The organism is Jeongeupia sp. HS-3 (genome assembly GCF_015140455.1).
GTDB lineage: Bacteria > Pseudomonadota > Gammaproteobacteria > Burkholderiales > Chitinibacteraceae > Jeongeupia.
This window is the reverse complement of the sequence record NZ_AP024094.1, coordinates 1,443,567-1,458,016: the sequence shown is the minus strand read 5'-3', so window position 1 is coordinate 1,458,016 and position 14,450 is coordinate 1,443,567. Positions and strand designations below refer to the sequence as shown.

The following is a 14,450-nucleotide window of genomic DNA, read 5'->3' as shown; positions in this document are numbered from 1 at the left end:
GGCGGGGGCGAACGGTCTGTTCGGGATATTCCGGCTTGTTGTGTGACGACGTGTCGTATTAGCGCGGTTTAACCATGACATGAGCAGTGGCTTATAATCTGCGCCGAGATGACGCCGTGACGAACAGGCGTCAGCGATAACAATCCAAACAACAGACTCAGGCAAAGGAAGAAACATGTTTCGCAGCACCAAGATCGTCGCCACACTTGGCCCCGCATCCAGCGATCAGGACACGCTGGAGCGTTTGCTCGCCGCCGGCGTCAACATGGTCCGCTTGAATTTCTCGCACGGCACCGCTCAGGATCATATCGACCGCGCTGCGATGGTGCGTGGCTGTGCGGCGCGCGCGAACCAGTCGCTGGCGATCATGGCCGATTTGCAAGGCCCGAAAATTCGCGTTGGCAAGTTCGAAAAGAACAAGATCGTCCTGAAGAAGGGCGAGCGTTTCATTCTCGACGCGGCATGCGAGCTGGGTAATCAGGAGCGCGTCGGCCTGGATTACAAGGAACTGCCGAACGATGTCGAACCCGGCGCGATCCTCTTGCTCGACGACGGCAAGGTGCAGCTTGAAGTGCTCGAAGTGCGCGGCCCGGAGGTCTACACCACGGTGCTGGTTGGCGGCCCGTTGTCGAACAACAAGGGCATCAACCGCAAGGGCGGCGGCCTGACCGCGCCGGCGCTGACCGCCAAGGACATGGAAGACATCAAGACCGCGGCCCAACTGGGTGCGGACTACGTCGCGGTATCGTTTCCGAAATCGGGCGCCGACATGTATATGGCGCGCACGCTGTTGCGCGCGGCCGGCAGCAAGGCGCAACTGATCGCCAAGATCGAGCGCACAGAGGCGATCACCAATCTGGAAGAAATCGTCGAAGCCTCGGACGGCATCATGGTGGCCCGTGGCGACCTCGCGGTCGAAGTGGGTGATGCGGCGGTGCCGGCGCTGCAAAAGCGCATGATCAAAGTCGCGCGGCGACAGAACAAACTGTCGATCACCGCCACGCAGATGATGGAATCGATGATCACCAGTCCGGTGCCGACGCGCGCCGAGGTTTCGGACGTCGCCAATGCCGTGCTCGATGGCACCGATGCGGTGATGCTGTCGGCCGAATCGGCCGCCGGCCAGTTCCCGGTGGAAACGGTCGAATCGATGGCGCGCGTGTGTCTGGAAGCGGAAAAGTCGATTGGTCGCAAGATCAGCGATGACATCCTCGCTCCGGGCGAATTCTCGCGCATTGACCAAAGCATTTCGATGGCGGCGCTGTTTGCCTCGGCGCACTTGCAGGTGAAGGCGATTGCCGCACTGACGCAATCAGGATCGTCGGCGCTGTGGCTGTCGCGCTCCGTATCGGGTGTGCCTATTTATGCGCTGACGCCGGAAGTGGAAACCTATCAGCGTCTGGCGCTGTTCCGCGATGTATTGCCGATGATGATTTCGCAGGAAAACACCGATCGCGATAGTCTGCTGATTCGCGCCGAGATCGAGATGTTGCGTCAGGGCGTGGTGCAGCAGGGTGATCTGGTGGTGTTCACCTATGGCGAAGTCGTCGGCCAGGGCGGCGGTACCAACAGCATGAAGATCGTCAAAATCGGCGATCATCGCGCCGCCTGATCGGCATGGCGATATAAGCGCTAGCAAGGAACGGGCCGCAGCCTATGCTGTGGCCCGTTTTGTATGGGGACCGGCAAAAGTGATGGATGAAGGCGTCGGGCAAAAAAAAGCCCGCATGGCTGCGGGCTGGAATCTCTCGTATTTAGGAACCGGAATTCCTGAAACCATCATATGCCGCGCTTGGCAGTTGCACAGCGGAACGAATTACGTTTGATTTGATGAAAATTTACATTTTGATCATTTCGGGTCGCAGCAAGTCTGCCGCCGGCTGCCTGCGCCAGCCGAATCAGAGCCGGAATTTGCCGAACATGTCGCGAAGGAAGGTCGCCAGCTCGTTCAGATGATGCACGGTGCTGGTGGCGCGCTGCATGGCCGCGTCGGACTTGTGCATCTGCGTGGTGATGTGCTCGGCGCTTTGCGCCATGGCCGTGGTGGCATTCTGCTGCTCGCTGGTCGACAACGCGATTTCGCTCATTCTGCGCATCACTTCGTCCATGTTTTCGCGAATATGGGCGATTTTTTCGGCCGCGGCGTTCGATAGCGATACACCGTTTTGTACTGCCGCGTGAGTACGTTCCATATTGCTGACCGCAGCCGCGGTCTCGGCACGGACGCCGTCGATCATGCCGGTGATTTCCAGCGTGGCCTTGCCGGTGCGCTCGGCCAGCTTGCGGACTTCATCGGCAACCACGGCAAAGCCGCGGCCGGTTTCGCCGGCGCGGGCGGCCTCGATCGCGGCGTTCAGCGCCAGCAGATTGGTCTGGTCGGCGATATCGCTGATCACGCGGATGATGCCGCTGATGTCCTGCGCGCGCTGGTTGAGGCCGTCAAGCAGGCTGGCCAGTTCGCTGACCGCCTCGGCCGACTTGCCGACCTCGTCGGCGACGGCCTTGACCGTTGCGGCGGATTCGCCCGACAGCGCGCCGGTGGCGTTGACGAGGTGGTCGGCTTCGCGGGCGTTGTCGGCGATGTGGCTGATGCTGACGGTGATTTCCTCGATCGTCGCCGCATTCGACGCCGACAGGTCTGACAGCGCCTGCGAATCATGCGAGAGCTGCTTCACCAGCTGGTCGATATCGGCCACGCCGTGCGTCAACTGCTCGTTTTCGCGCTGCAGCTCGACAAACATCGTTCGCAGCTGCTCGGTGAAGCGGTTGAACGCCTGCGCGGTTTCGGCGATTTCATCGTTGCCGGTAACGTCGATCTTGCGGGTCAGATCGCCACCGCCCTTGGCGATTTCGCTCATCGCGTCGCGGACGCGCACCAGCCCGGCGAGCATGCGGCGAACCAGTACGCCCGACAGCGGCACGATGACGGCGAGCATCATGACCAGCGCGGCGATGCTCAGCCACAGCAGCCGGTTGAGCGGCGCCAGCGCAACGGCCTTGTCGACGACCAGCACCAGTTCGAACTCGGTGCCGTCGATAGGCTGGATGTCGACGAATTTGGCCGAGCCGTCGACGACGACTTCGCTCAGTGCGCTGTCGCCGGCGATGGCGGCCATCCTGTCGGCGCTCATCTCGGGCGCAAAATCGCTGACCGGCTTGAGCACCTTGTTGCCGTCGGTGTGCGCCAGCACCTTGCCGTCCTTGCCGGCGAGGAAGGCGTAGCCGTTGCCCGGCAGCTTGATGTTCAGCACGTCCTTGACCACGCCGTCGAGATAGATGTCGGCCGCGGCAACGCCCTTGAGATTGCCGGCGGCGTCCTTGACCGGCGCGGCGAAGGTCAGCACCAGCTGCTTGGTCGACGCGTCGACATACGGGGCGGTGACGATGGCCTGGCCGGCGGCGACGGCCTGCTTGTACCAGGGGCGCGAGGTCGGATCGTAGTCCTTGGGCAGCGGGATCGGGTGATCCTGCTGCATCTGCTTGTCGACGGTACCGATATAGGTGCTGTCGAATTTGGCGCTCTTGGCCGCCTGCACCAGCGGTCCGTGCAGCTCGGCAGCGTTGCCGAGCGCGTGCGCGGTGCCGGCAAGAATGTGCTGCTTGCCTTCGACCCAGTTGGTCAGCGCGACGTTGTAGCCGATGGCGGTGCTGTGGATTTCGCTGGCCAGCGAACCGAGGATCTGCGCGCGCTGGCTGGTATAGGCGGCGACCGACAGCAGGATGGTGATCAGCGCCGACAGCGCGGCGACGAAGACGACGAGTTTGGTGCGTAGTGATTGCATTGCATCTCCCGGGGCGAAAGGTCGAGTCCTGTATCAGACTTCGATGTTATGGCTTTGAGGCGCGACCATATGTCATCCGGGTGATGCCGCCAATAAGGTGGAACCAGCGCGCAGCCTGTAAGCCGACGTGCGGCATTGAAAGTGTGGATTTGATGCCGGCTCGCTTGCTGACAGGCCGGGGACGTGTTTGCCGGACATGAAAAAACCGGCCGCGAAGGGCCGGTTTTTCGGGTGCGGCGCTGGTCTTCAGAGCCGGATGATGCGCAACACGCCGGGAACTTCGTTCAGCCGGGCGAAGATGCGTGGCAGATCGTCAACGCGCTGAACCTCAACGGTGAAACGCATGCTTGCCAGGCTGTTGCGCGAGAGCGTGTTCACCGCCGTGACGTTGATTTTTTCACGCGACATGACGTCAGACAGATCGCGTAGCAGGCTGGGGCGATCGTGTGCCTCGATCAGCATATCGGTCGAAAAGATGCCGCTACCTTGTGTGCCCCAGTCGGCCCTGATCAGCCGCTCCGGCGCCGCGGTGGCGAGGCGCTTGAGGGTGAGGCAATCGCTGCGATGAATCGAAATGCCGCGCCCCTTGGTGACGAATCCCATGACCGCATCCGGTGGAACCGGTTTGCAGCACTTGGCCAGCATGGTCATCAGCTTGTCGACGCCCTCGATCAGGATGCCTTCACCGCGCTGGTCGGCGCGGGCGCGACGGATCACGTCGTCCGGATTGGTGGGTTCCTCAGGCGCTTGCGGCCTCTCTTCATACGTCAGCGAGTCAGCCAGCGCTCGCAGCGTCAGCTCGCCCTGGCCGAGCGCGGCAAGCATTTCCTCGACGGTCTTGAAATCAAGCCGGTGGGCAACATCGTCCTGCCGGACCTGGGTGCGTCCAACGCGCGCGGCCTCCTTGTCGTAGAGCGTGCGGCCGGCCTCGATCGCGACGTCGAGGTTTTGCTGGCGGATCCAGTAGCGGATCTTCTGCGCTGCACGATGACTTTTCACGTAACCGTGGTGCAGCCAGTCCAGGCTCGGGCCGCCTTCCTTGGCCGAGAGGATTTCGACGCGCTGGCCGTTCTTCAGTGACGTCGACAAGGGCACGATGGCGCCGTCGACCTTGGCACCGCGGCAGCGGTGGCCCAGATCGGTATGCAGGTGATAGGCGAAGTCGATCGGTGTGCTGTTCTTGGGCAGGGCGATGACGCGCCCGGCTGGCGTCAGGACATAGATGGTGTCGTCGAACAGCTCGGCCTTGAATGCGTCGGCTAGTTCGCCCTCGCCAACGACGTCGCTCTTCCAGTCGAGCAACTGGCGCAGCCAGGCGATTTTCTCTTCGTACTTGCTGTCGCCCTTGCCGCCTTCCTTGTAACGCCAGTGCGCGGCAACGCCGAATTCGGCGTGCTCGTGCATATCGAAGGTGCGGATCTGCACCTCAAGTGCCTTCTCATTAGGGCCGATGACCGCGGTGTGCAGGCTGCGATAGAAGTTGCCCTTGGGGTTGGCGATGTAATCGTCAAACTCGCCCGGAATCGGCTGCCACAGGTTGTGGACGATGCCGAGCACGGTGTAGCAATCCTTGACGTCATCGACCAGCACCCGCACCGCGCGGATGTCGTACAGCTCGGAGAAGTCGAGCTTCTTCTTCTGCATCTTCTTGTAGATGCTGTAGATGTGCTTGGGCCGCCCGGTCAGGCTGGCATGCCCGACCCCGGCAGCGGTGAGTTCGGTGCGCAGCTTGTAAAGCACGTCATCGATGAAGTTTTGCCGATCGATTCGTCGCTCGTCTAGCAGCTTGGCGATCTTCTTGTAGATATCGGGGTGCTGATAGCGGAATCCGAGATCTTCGAGCTCCCACTTGATCTGCCACACGCCCAGCCGGTTGGCGAGCGGCGCGAAGAAATCGAGCGTTTCTTCGGCAATGCGGCGGCGTACGTCCTCCGGAGCCTGGCCGAGTACGTGCATGGTCTGGGTACGCCAGGCGAGCGTGATCAGCACCACGCGCATGTCCTCGACCATCGCCAGCAGCATTTTGCGGATCGATTCGATCTGCGATGCGGCCTCCGCAGGCTTGGGGGTCGCCGACATGGTGAGCATGCGGATCTTGCGCACGCGGTTGATGCCGTCGACCAGTGTCGCGACATCTTTGCCGAAGCGTTTTTCGATCTCTACGGCCGCATTGGTTTGCTGATCGGGCAGGGCGCACAGCAGTGCGGCGATGACCGCATCGGCATCGAGCCGCAGGTCTGCAACGATGGAGGCGCTGGCGACGGCATGCGGAAAAATGCGCTCGCCGATAATGGGCAGGCACGCATCGCCGTAGCATTCAGCCGCCCATTCGAGCGCGACCTTGAGGCGGCTCATTGCTTCAGGCGAATAGCGGTCGGCAAGCTGTGCCAGCCACCCTTGCGGGTTGGCGGCTTCAGCGATCGACTGAGCCAGGGGACGGGTAACGGCGACCATAAATCAACAATTCCGGGTTAGTCTGGAATTCTGCCCCAATCACCGGGTCAGTTGAAGCCAAGAATTATCGGATTGCAATCTGGCGAAAGCACCCACCGGTTTGGCTCCGGCCATCATCGCTCACGCGACTTGTAGCCGGGCGGCGTGCTCGGCCCGATATACTGTTGCAGCTTAACGGCTGTGTTTTCAATCCCTACAAAGGTTTTCATGCCCCGACGTTTTTTACGCCGATATCTGCCGGATCATGCAACGCTGACAAAGAATATGTTTCTGCGCCGTTATGCCCACTGGTTCGCGCACCCTAATTTATGGCATCTGAACCGGCATTCGGTGGCCGGTGGCGTGGCGGCAGGGATGATCGGTGGCCTGATTCCCGGCCCCTTGCAGGTGATCACCGCGAGCCTGCTGTCGCTGGGTTTTCGCGTGAATCTGCCGGTGGCCGTGTTCGCGACCTTCTACACCAATCCGCTGACCATCGGGCCCCTGTACTGGGTTGCGGTCAAGCTGGGCGGTTTCATCACGGGTCTTGGTGGCGGCACCCATGTCCCGCTGATGCCGGACTGGTCCGGGCTGAGCTTGCTCGAATGGTCGCAGGCCATGTGGCAGTGGATGCTGTCGCTCGGCACGCCCTTGCTGATCGGTCTGCCGACGCTGGCAGCCCTGCTGGCCATCACCGGGTTCTTTGCCGTGCATGGCATCTGGCGGATCCATATCTGGCTGGCGTTGCGCAAGCGGGCCGGACGCCGTCACCGGCGCTAGGTCGGGGAAGGCAATTTGGCCGTGCTTGCTGTGTGTTGAACCGGTCGGCCATACGCCCCGGCATCTTCATATACTCGGGCCTTTCGATGATACGACGTGACCACAACCATGGATGCACGCATTCTGTTTTTCGAAGGAGCCCCTGGCGCCGGTAAGTCCTGCCTGTCGCAGCATCTTGCCCGACAGCTGGAGGAGGCCGGCCGGTGCGTGCTCTGGCTGGAGGAGCATACGCTCAATGAGTCGGTGTTCGCCCCGTTTCTGGCGCAAATCGGGCGCGACCCGGATGCGGCAATCGCCAGCCTGCTGGCATGCTGGCGAAACCTGCTGGCCCGGATCGATCAGTCGGCGGGTCTCTTCTGTCTTGACGGTGCTTTCTTTCATTCAACGATCAAAGTACTGCTCGCGCATGACGTCCCCCGATCCGGTATCGATGCATACCTGCATGCGTTGTACCCGCTCCTCACCCGGTTCCAGCCCTGCCTGATCCATCTCGTGTGCGATGTGGAACGGATACTGCGGGCAACGATCGTGGAGCGTGGCCACGCTTGGGCCGCGCTGGTTGCTGCCGATGTGGCCGCTTACCCGGTACAGCGCGCTTTGCAGCAGACGGGGGAGAGTGGGTTGATCGCGTTCTTTGTCGAAAGCCAGCTGCAGCTGGCGATGATCGCGACCGGGTATCCGTTTGCGCGGCTGGACATCGATACCACCTCACGCGACTGGGCCGGCTATCAGGCGGTCTTGTGTGCCGCCCTGGGCGTACGGCCGAATGAACCGGCACCGTTCGAGGACAACCTGTCGCAATACGCCGGGATCTATCAGCCCCCGAACGGGTTTCCCGATGCCTATCGCCAGCCGTTCCAGGTGGAGCCGGTCGGCGACGGGCTGCGCCTGCATATGGGGTTCATGCGTAACTTCCGGCTGGCGCCGCTGGCCCGGGACCGCTTTGCCATCATCGGACGGCCGCTGGAAGTCGAGTTCATCCGGGACGACGAGGGACGGGTATGCGGTGTGATCTATCCCTTCGTGCCCGACCAGCGCTTCGTCTGCGAGCGACAAGTGACCGTCTGAATAAGACAGTGCGGCCGGGGTCAGTATGACGGTGCGGCTGCCAGCTCGTCCTGCAGGCGGTACAGCAGTTGCAGCCGGCTTTGCGGAATCGCGCCGTCCTTGACCGCCCCGAGAATGGCGCAACCCGGTTCGTGCCGGTGCCGGCAATTGTGGAAGCGGCATTGACCGAGGCGTTCGCGGAATTCCGGCATCAGCCGCGGCAGGTTTTCGGCGCTGACGTGGGCGAGGCCGAACGATTGCAACCCCGGCGAATCGATCAGATCGGCGCCGGGCTCGAGGTGATAAAGCGTCGCGTTGGTCGTGGTGTGCTTGCCCGAATCGAGCGCGACCGAAATATCGTTGACGCGGGCGCGCGCCTCGGGGATCAGCGCATTGGTAATCGTCGATTTGCCCATGCCCGACTGGCCGACCAGCACCGAGACATGCCCGGCGAGCCAGCCGTTCAGCGGCGAGATATCCTCGGTGGCGGCCAGCTCAACCACGCCGTAGCCCAGTTCGCGGTAATAGCTCAGCCGGCCGCGCGCGGCCTCGGCTTCGGGCAGGTCACACTTGTTGAGCAGGATCAGCGGCCGGATGCCGGCGTCTTCGGCGGCGACTAGGCAACGGCCGATCAACTCGTCGAAAAAGCTCGGTACCGGCGCGACCACGATGATGATCTGGGTGACGTTGGCGGCAATCAGCTTTTCGCGCCAGGCATCGGAGCGGTACAGCAGCGTTTCGCGCTCAAGCGCTTTCTCGATCACCGCCTGTTCGGCGTTGATCTCCTTGAACGCGACGCGATCACCGCAGGCGTAATCGGTTTTTTTGCCGCGGGTACTGGCGATGCGAGTGCTGCCGTCGGGTAATTCGACGATATAGGATCTGCCGTGGCTGGCGATAATCTGGGCGGTGTTGGTCATTCGGGGCCGTATTCAGGGAAAAGGGCATCGACGCGCGCAGCGCAGATGAAGTCGTTGCGGGTCAGGCCACCGGCTGAATGGGTCGTCCAGATCACCCGGCAATGATTGTAGCCAACGGCCAGATCGGGATGATGATCCTGGCTGTTGGCAATCCAGGCGACCGCATTCACGAAGGCCATCGTTTCGTAGTAATTGGCGAACTGGAAGTTTTTTTCGAGCTGCGTGCCCAGCACCTGCCAGCGGTCAAGCTGGCCGGCGGCCAGTTTGACCGTGTCTTCGGCCGGCATCGCCGGCGCGTTGGGAATGCAATATTCGGTAGCGAGGCTCATGGCGTGCTCCTGAGTACGGACACCAGCTTCCTTTTTAGCTGCCACCGTCAGCCCAGTCGCTTCAAAGCGGCAATTCGCAGGCTGGCCGGTGGATGGCTGTCATAGAACAGGCTGTGCAGCGGGTCCGGTGTCAGCGTGGCGGCGTTGTCGCGATACAGTTTCACCAGCGCGCGGATCAGATCGCTGCTCGACGCCTGTTCGGCGGCATAGGCGTCGGCTTCGTATTCGTGCTGGCGCGACATCATCGAAGCGATCGGCCCGAACAGAAAGGTGAATACCGGCAGTACCAGAAAGAACAGCACCAGCGCAGCGGCGGTGCTCGGCGTGTGTACGCCCAGCCCTTCATAGAACCACGGTTGGGTCTTGAGCTGGCCCAAAAGCCAGAGCATGCCCAGCATCAGCACGAAGGTCCATGCCAAGCGTTTGACGATGTGCCGACGCTTGAAATGTCCCAGCTCGTGCGCCAGCACCGCTTCGATTTCGTCGCCGTTCAATTGCTTGAGCAGCGTGTCGAAAAAGACGATGCGCTTCTTGGCACCGAGGCCGGTGAAGTAGGCGTTGCCGTGGCTGGAGCGCTTGCTGCCATCCATCATGAAGATGCCGCCGGCGCGAAAGCCGCAGCGGGTGAGCAGGGCTTCGATGCGTGCGCGCAGGCTTTCGTCGGGTAGCGGTTCGAATTTGTTGAACAACGGGGCGATCCAGGCCGGAAAAATCCACATCAGCAGCAACGAGAAGCCGACCCACGTTGCCCAGACCCACAACCACCAGTTGCTGCCCATCGCATCCATCAGCCACAGCACCACTGCAACCAGAGGCAGGCCGATTGCGGCGGCGATCAAGGTGGTTTTGAGCAGATCGGTAAAGAAGGTTGCCGGCGTGGTCTGATTGAAGCCGAAAGCGCTTTCGATCCGGAAGGTACTGATCCACGAAAACGGCAGTGTCAGCAGGGTATTGGCGATCGCCAGCAGGGCGATCATCGCCACGCCAGCCAAAATCGCCGAATCGAACCACCCGGCGGTGAGGCCGGAGAGCCACTGGATGCCGCCGCCGAGGGTGAACGCCGCCAGCAGGATCGCGTCCCAGATGGTCGTGACCATGCCGAAATGCGTCTTGGCGACGGTGTAATCGGCCGCGCGCTGGTGCGAGGACAGGCTGATCTCGCCGGCAAATTCGGCCGGCACGGCGCTGCGGTGACGGCGCACGTGGTTGATGTGGCGCTGCGCCAGCCACATTTGCAGCAGCACGCTGGCGGTCAGCGCGAAAACGAACAGGGGAGTGAACGCGTGTGCGGTCATCGGCAACTCCAGGAAGACATTCGATTATCGCATACCGGCCAGCGGCAAACGCGGCTGTTCGGCTTGCTGTCGGCGGTTGCCGGGGTGTTGCGGTAGCGGTGCGTTCTCGCACGGGCGTTTGTAGCCGTCATGGACATTGTCGACAATGGGCGGGTTTCCATAAACGCTTGCGATATCGAATGCCTGTTTTCCTCACTCCCGGCCCCAAAGCGAAACACCTTGCCGTGTTCGGCCTGCTGCTGGCCGGATTCACCCAGCCCGGGTTTGCGTCCGATCGGGAGTTCACCATTGTCGGTGGCAATGTACAAAAGAGCGCCAACGGGGTGTTGGCGCTGATGGGCTATTCGATCGTGCCCGACGTGACGACCAGTTCGCTGGCGATCAACAGCGCCAGCACCGGTGATCCTGGACTGATGCAAACCCAGCTTGGCGGCGGTGCCACGCTGAGCAAATCGGTGCCGATCTATCTGGAAGGCGCGCTGTCCTACAGCCGCTACGATCCAACCTTTGTGGCATCCGACGGCAAGAACGAACGCGAGCTGCCGCTGAAATGGAATACCCTGGCGGTTAGCGGTGGCGTTGGCTGGGATTTTCCGATCGTCGAGAATCTGGTGCTGCGACCGATCGTGAATATCGCCGTGGGCGAAGTGGCCAGCGATCTGACCGGCGCCAAGTGGTTCGTCGAGTACAAGGTCGGCCGCGAGTTCGGCTTTCTCGACAATGGCTCGCTCAGTGCCTACGGCGTCGGCGGTTCGCTGATGCTCGATTACGAGGACTACCAGGCCGAGCGCGATATCGACGTTGAGCTGCGCTACAGCAATATCCGCCTGACCAGCTTCGGCGGTAGCGCCGAGGCGGTGCAAGGTCACGCCAATGCCGAAAGTGCCAGTCTGTGGGCGCGGTATCGCGCACCCATCGATGACTGGACGTTGCTCGACCGGCCGTTTCGCTATGTGCTCGAATTTGCCCAGACCCAGTTCATGGGCGACCTGCGCGGCGCGCTTGGCTTCAATTATCTGACCTCGCTGGGCGTGGGGATCGAACTTGATTCGAGCAAGTACAACGTCATCGTTACGCGTACTCGCCTAGTGACGCGCTATGTGTTCGGCAATAACGTTTCTGGTGTCTCGGTCGGGTTGGCGGTCAGCTTTTAAGCGCTGGATCAATGGCGCAATTCGGGCAAACTCGTACTTTGACGGTTTATGCTTTCATTATCCCTTCACATAGCATGACAACGAGGTGGGTATGACTGGCAATTCCAAACTGACGAGCGATCCGGCGCTGACCGGTAGCTGGGTACTGAAATCCGCGCGTTACACCAGCGCCGACGGTACGGTGCAGGAGTTCGACGCGGCAAAATTGCGCTCGATCAAGCTGATCTCTGGCGCGCATTTTTCCTACATCACTCATCTGGAGGACGGCAGCTTTTACGCCGCCGGTGCCGGGACGTGGCGGGCGGAAGGCGGGAAATATCAGGAGCTGCTGACCCATACCTCGACGGCGGCCATGCTCGGCAGAAGCTACGCTTTTCGCTATCGTGTCGGCGAAGATTACTGGCATATCGATGGCGACGAAGACGGTATGCAGATCGAGGAAATCTGGCAAAGGGCCTGATTCAGGAGAGGTGTAATGAGCAAGGGACTGCGGTTTTCGGAAAAATGGTTTCAGCGCGGTCTCTGGCTGATTGCACTGATCTTTGCCGGTTTTCTGATTGGCCTGGGGGGCTTGATCGTTGGCGATCTGCCCAAGGTTGAACGCAGCATTACGCCCGAACAGTTCATCGATCCGGCGCAGCTGGCCAAAGTGCGCGCCGCGATCGATGCCAATGAGGCGCAACGCAAGGATGCGCTCGACGCCAGCGAGCAAGCCGAGCTGAGCTTTACCGCCGCCCGCAACGCCACCACCAGCGCGCGTGAAACCTTTGCCAACTGGCTGGCGACGCGCAAGGCGACTGCCCTGCCCGAGCAGGATCAGGAGCTGATCGCGCGAACGCGCGCGCTGGATGCGCTCAAGGCGCATGAGCGCAGCGCGCAACAGGCGGTCGAGCGTTTGCAGCAGCAAAATCTGACACTACAGCGCGAAGCCGAACGTCACCGGCAGGCGCTGTCCAAATTGCAGGAAGGCGGCCAGCAGGCCTACGAGGTCGCCGCAAGGGCACAGGAGCTGCGCGTCTTCCTGTTCCGCCTTGCCGTCACCCTGCCGCTGTTGCTGATCGCCGCGTGGCTGTTCGTCAAAAAGCGCAAAAGCACGCACTGGCCCTTTGTCTGGGGCTTCATCTTCTTCGCGCTGTTTGCCTTTTTCGTCGAGCTGGTGCCGTATCTGCCCAATTACGGCGGTTACGTCCGCTATATCGTCGGCATCGTACTCACCGGGCTGATCGGCCATTACGTCATTGGCGCCTTGCAGCGATATCTGGCACAGCAAAGGCTGGCCGAACAGAAACCCGATGCATTAAGACGCCAGGCGCTCAGCTACGATCTGGCACAAGCCCGGCTCGCCAAGCAAATCTGCCCCGGTTGCGAGCGACCGGTGGATTTGAAAGACGGCGGCCGCAATTACTGTGTGCATTGCGGTATCTGCCTGTTCAATGATTGCGTGCAGTGCAAAACGCGCAAAAGCGCATTCGGCCATTTCTGCCAAGGTTGTGGCACGCCGGCCGGCGATGCGGGGCAAGCACCGGCCTGAGTGGTTCACGATCTTTAGATGTTGATCGCGGATGCAGTTGATCCTGAGTGCCGGTAAGCGCAGCTCATCAAACCATTGACTCAAGTGGCGGGCATCTCTCTGTTACTTGTCGGCGCGTTGCGTCGATTCATCGGGGCTCGCGTCGAGCGATTGCGTTGTCTCACGTTCGAGTAAGCCATACAGGCGAGTTTCCACTTCTACCTGTTCTTTCTTCTGCACGACCCCAATGAGCGAGCCTACCGTCGCCCCCATGATGTATTTGAAGGATTCGCTCCAGACGGGGTTGTCTGTGATCAGCGCGGCCAAACCACAGAAGCCCAGGATGAGGACGAGCAGACTGAAATACCAGGGAATGGATTGAACCAGCGCCAGAATGGAGACGTATGGAAGGCTGCGGGGATTATCCAGCGACGCGGTCAAGTACAAGAAAATGGCCGCAAAGCCCTTGGCAATCAAGGACAGGAGAAACTTGGCAAACCAGAAAAACAAGGACAGGAAGACCACGAACACGCAGGAATAAACCAGAATAAGTACATAGCGAAGCTCCGCCGAAAGCTCGGGAGTCTGGAGCAGGCGATCGATCACCATCAGGTAAAGCTGGAAAATTTGGGAAAGAAAGCCGTAGGTTTCTCCTGTGGTGCTTCTCATCGCAATCTTTTCCTTGTGAGGCTCAATGAGCAATGCCCGGTTCGATCATTGCCCTCGGTATCTGCTGAACTGAAATGATACGGGGCGGAATCGACGGCTCGTCCATGAATGGCGGGCTTATATGGATTCTCGCCACTTGATATTGTTGAGGCCGATTTGAACTGCCTTGTCAGTTTCAACGATAGGTACCACTCTGAATTCAAAAAATGGCGCCCAGGCGTTATGAACTTCCAGCGCCGCGATGGCGGAGTCCGTTTCGATCAAAGCCAAGCCGCCACTTCCATCCGCGTTGGTGTAATGGGCTTTGAAAACATAAGCCGCTGGTGGTTGCCAATTTGCAAAAAGAGCGAGCACACGTTTGTGAGACTCCTCCGTGACATTCGCGCGGAACGGGTAGTTGACTGCAAATAGCATGATGCCTCCCGCGGGTGAATATAAAACCATCTGATTCTGATGCGCCCAATGCAGGGTTTCTGATCCCGTTCTGGGCTAATGCGTATGTCTCTTTGTCTTGTATCTTGGTTGGCGATC

The 14,450-nt window shown here is 60.7% G+C and carries 13 protein-coding genes; 6 read left to right on the top strand and 7 right to left on the bottom strand.

Annotated elements, in window-relative coordinates; translation table 11 throughout:
* The first annotated feature begins 175 nt into the window (after positions 1-175).
* Complete coding sequence (gene pyk / locus JLC71_RS06795; protein ID WP_200917993.1) at positions 176-1,612, top strand: pyruvate kinase; 1,437 nt, start codon at positions 176-178, stop codon at positions 1,610-1,612.
* Positions 1,613-1,898: 286 nt separating this feature from the next.
* Here pyk and JLC71_RS06790 read toward each other — a convergent pair whose 3' ends face one another.
* Positions 1,899-3,782, bottom strand: coding sequence for a methyl-accepting chemotaxis protein (locus JLC71_RS06790; protein ID WP_200917992.1), 1,884 nt, complete (start codon positions 3,780-3,782; stop codon positions 1,899-1,901).
* Positions 3,783-4,028: 246 nt separating this feature from the next.
* Positions 4,029-6,236: a RelA/SpoT family protein gene (locus JLC71_RS06785; protein ID WP_200917991.1), complete on the bottom strand. Its 2,208-nt coding sequence runs from the start codon at positions 6,234-6,236 to the stop codon at positions 4,029-4,031.
* 264 nt (positions 6,237-6,500) lie between these two features.
* Here JLC71_RS06785 and JLC71_RS06780 point away from each other — a divergent pair, with 264 nt between their 5' ends.
* Together JLC71_RS06780 and JLC71_RS06775 are read left to right on the top strand one after the other, a co-directional pair.
* Positions 6,501-6,995 carry a DUF2062 domain-containing protein gene (locus JLC71_RS06780; protein WP_200917990.1) on the top strand — a complete coding sequence of 165 codons (495 nt, stop codon included), beginning with the start codon at positions 6,501-6,503 and terminating at the stop codon, positions 6,993-6,995.
* A gap of 108 nt (positions 6,996-7,103) precedes the next feature.
* Positions 7,104-8,063: a hypothetical protein gene (locus JLC71_RS06775; RefSeq protein WP_200917989.1), complete on the top strand. Its 960-nt coding sequence runs from the start codon at positions 7,104-7,106 to the stop codon at positions 8,061-8,063.
* A 20-nt stretch (positions 8,064-8,083) separates the two neighbouring features.
* Here JLC71_RS06775 and rsgA read toward each other — a convergent pair whose 3' ends face one another.
* The 3 genes from rsgA to JLC71_RS06760 are packed head-to-tail and all read right to left on the bottom strand — an operon-like array spanning position 8,084 to position 10,586.
* The gene (gene rsgA / locus JLC71_RS06770) at positions 8,084-8,962 is read right to left on the bottom strand and encodes a ribosome small subunit-dependent GTPase A (RefSeq protein WP_200917988.1); all 879 of its coding nucleotides are present in this window, start codon (positions 8,960-8,962) and stop codon (positions 8,084-8,086) included.
* Positions 8,959-9,291, bottom strand: coding sequence for a 4a-hydroxytetrahydrobiopterin dehydratase (locus tag JLC71_RS06765; protein WP_200917987.1), 333 nt, complete (start codon positions 9,289-9,291; stop codon positions 8,959-8,961). The genes rsgA and JLC71_RS06765 overlap by 4 nt, the downstream gene beginning before the upstream one ends.
* Before the next feature lie 47 nt (positions 9,292-9,338).
* Complete coding sequence (locus tag JLC71_RS06760) at positions 9,339-10,586, bottom strand: M48 family metallopeptidase (RefSeq protein ID WP_200917986.1); 1,248 nt, start codon at positions 10,584-10,586, stop codon at positions 9,339-9,341.
* 179 nt (positions 10,587-10,765) lie between these two features.
* Here JLC71_RS06760 and JLC71_RS06755 point away from each other — a divergent pair, with 179 nt between their 5' ends.
* The 3 genes from JLC71_RS06755 (at position 10,766) to JLC71_RS06745 (ending at position 13,271) form a co-directional block, all read left to right on the top strand.
* The gene (locus JLC71_RS06755) at positions 10,766-11,740 is read left to right on the top strand and encodes an autotransporter domain-containing protein (protein WP_200917985.1); all 975 of its coding nucleotides are present in this window, start codon (positions 10,766-10,768) and stop codon (positions 11,738-11,740) included.
* 91 nt (positions 11,741-11,831) lie between these two features.
* The gene (locus JLC71_RS06750) at positions 11,832-12,200 is read left to right on the top strand and encodes a hypothetical protein (RefSeq protein ID WP_200917984.1); all 369 of its coding nucleotides are present in this window, start codon (positions 11,832-11,834) and stop codon (positions 12,198-12,200) included.
* Positions 12,201-12,215: 15 nt separating this feature from the next.
* Complete coding sequence (locus JLC71_RS06745) at positions 12,216-13,271, top strand: serine endopeptidase (RefSeq protein ID WP_200917983.1); 1,056 nt, start codon at positions 12,216-12,218, stop codon at positions 13,269-13,271.
* Between the two features lie 102 nt (positions 13,272-13,373).
* Here the strand turns inward: JLC71_RS06745 and JLC71_RS06740 are convergent, their stop codons facing one another.
* Positions 13,374-13,919, bottom strand: coding sequence for a hypothetical protein (locus tag JLC71_RS06740; protein WP_200917982.1), 546 nt, complete (start codon positions 13,917-13,919; stop codon positions 13,374-13,376).
* Positions 13,920-14,036: 117 nt separating this feature from the next.
* Positions 14,037-14,333 (bottom strand): DUF3303 domain-containing protein, encoded by a 297-nt coding sequence (locus JLC71_RS06735; protein WP_200917981.1) that lies wholly within the window; start codon positions 14,331-14,333, stop codon positions 14,037-14,039.
* Positions 14,334-14,450 lie beyond the last annotated feature (117 nt).

What these genes read in the sequence shown, in the direction of transcription:
- JLC71_RS06760 (WP_200917986.1), bottom strand. Translation starts at nt 10,586, where the DNA reads ATGACCGCACACGCGTTCACTCCCCTGTTCGTTTTCGCGCTGACCGCC.
- JLC71_RS06750 (WP_200917984.1), top strand. Translation starts at nt 11,832, where the DNA reads ATGACTGGCAATTCCAAACTGACGAGCGATCCGGCGCTGACCGGTAGC.
- pyk (WP_200917993.1), top strand. Translation starts at nt 176, where the DNA reads ATGTTTCGCAGCACCAAGATCGTCGCCACACTTGGCCCCGCATCCAGC.
- rsgA (WP_200917988.1), bottom strand. Translation starts at nt 8,962, where the DNA reads ATGACCAACACCGCCCAGATTATCGCCAGCCACGGCAGATCCTATATC.
- JLC71_RS06745 (WP_200917983.1), top strand. Translation starts at nt 12,216, where the DNA reads ATGAGCAAGGGACTGCGGTTTTCGGAAAAATGGTTTCAGCGCGGTCTC.
- JLC71_RS06785 (WP_200917991.1), bottom strand. Translation starts at nt 6,236, where the DNA reads ATGGTCGCCGTTACCCGTCCCCTGGCTCAGTCGATCGCTGAAGCCGCC.
- JLC71_RS06790 (WP_200917992.1), bottom strand. Translation starts at nt 3,782, where the DNA reads ATGCAATCACTACGCACCAAACTCGTCGTCTTCGTCGCCGCGCTGTCG.
- JLC71_RS06765 (WP_200917987.1), bottom strand. Translation starts at nt 9,291, where the DNA reads ATGAGCCTCGCTACCGAATATTGCATTCCCAACGCGCCGGCGATGCCG.
- JLC71_RS06775 (WP_200917989.1), top strand. Translation starts at nt 7,104, where the DNA reads ATGGATGCACGCATTCTGTTTTTCGAAGGAGCCCCTGGCGCCGGTAAG.
- JLC71_RS06755 (WP_200917985.1), top strand. Translation starts at nt 10,766, where the DNA reads ATGCCTGTTTTCCTCACTCCCGGCCCCAAAGCGAAACACCTTGCCGTG.
- JLC71_RS06735 (WP_200917981.1), bottom strand. Translation starts at nt 14,333, where the DNA reads ATGCTATTTGCAGTCAACTACCCGTTCCGCGCGAATGTCACGGAGGAG.
- JLC71_RS06780 (WP_200917990.1), top strand. Translation starts at nt 6,501, where the DNA reads ATGTTTCTGCGCCGTTATGCCCACTGGTTCGCGCACCCTAATTTATGG.
- JLC71_RS06740 (WP_200917982.1), bottom strand. Translation starts at nt 13,919, where the DNA reads ATGAGAAGCACCACAGGAGAAACCTACGGCTTTCTTTCCCAAATTTTC.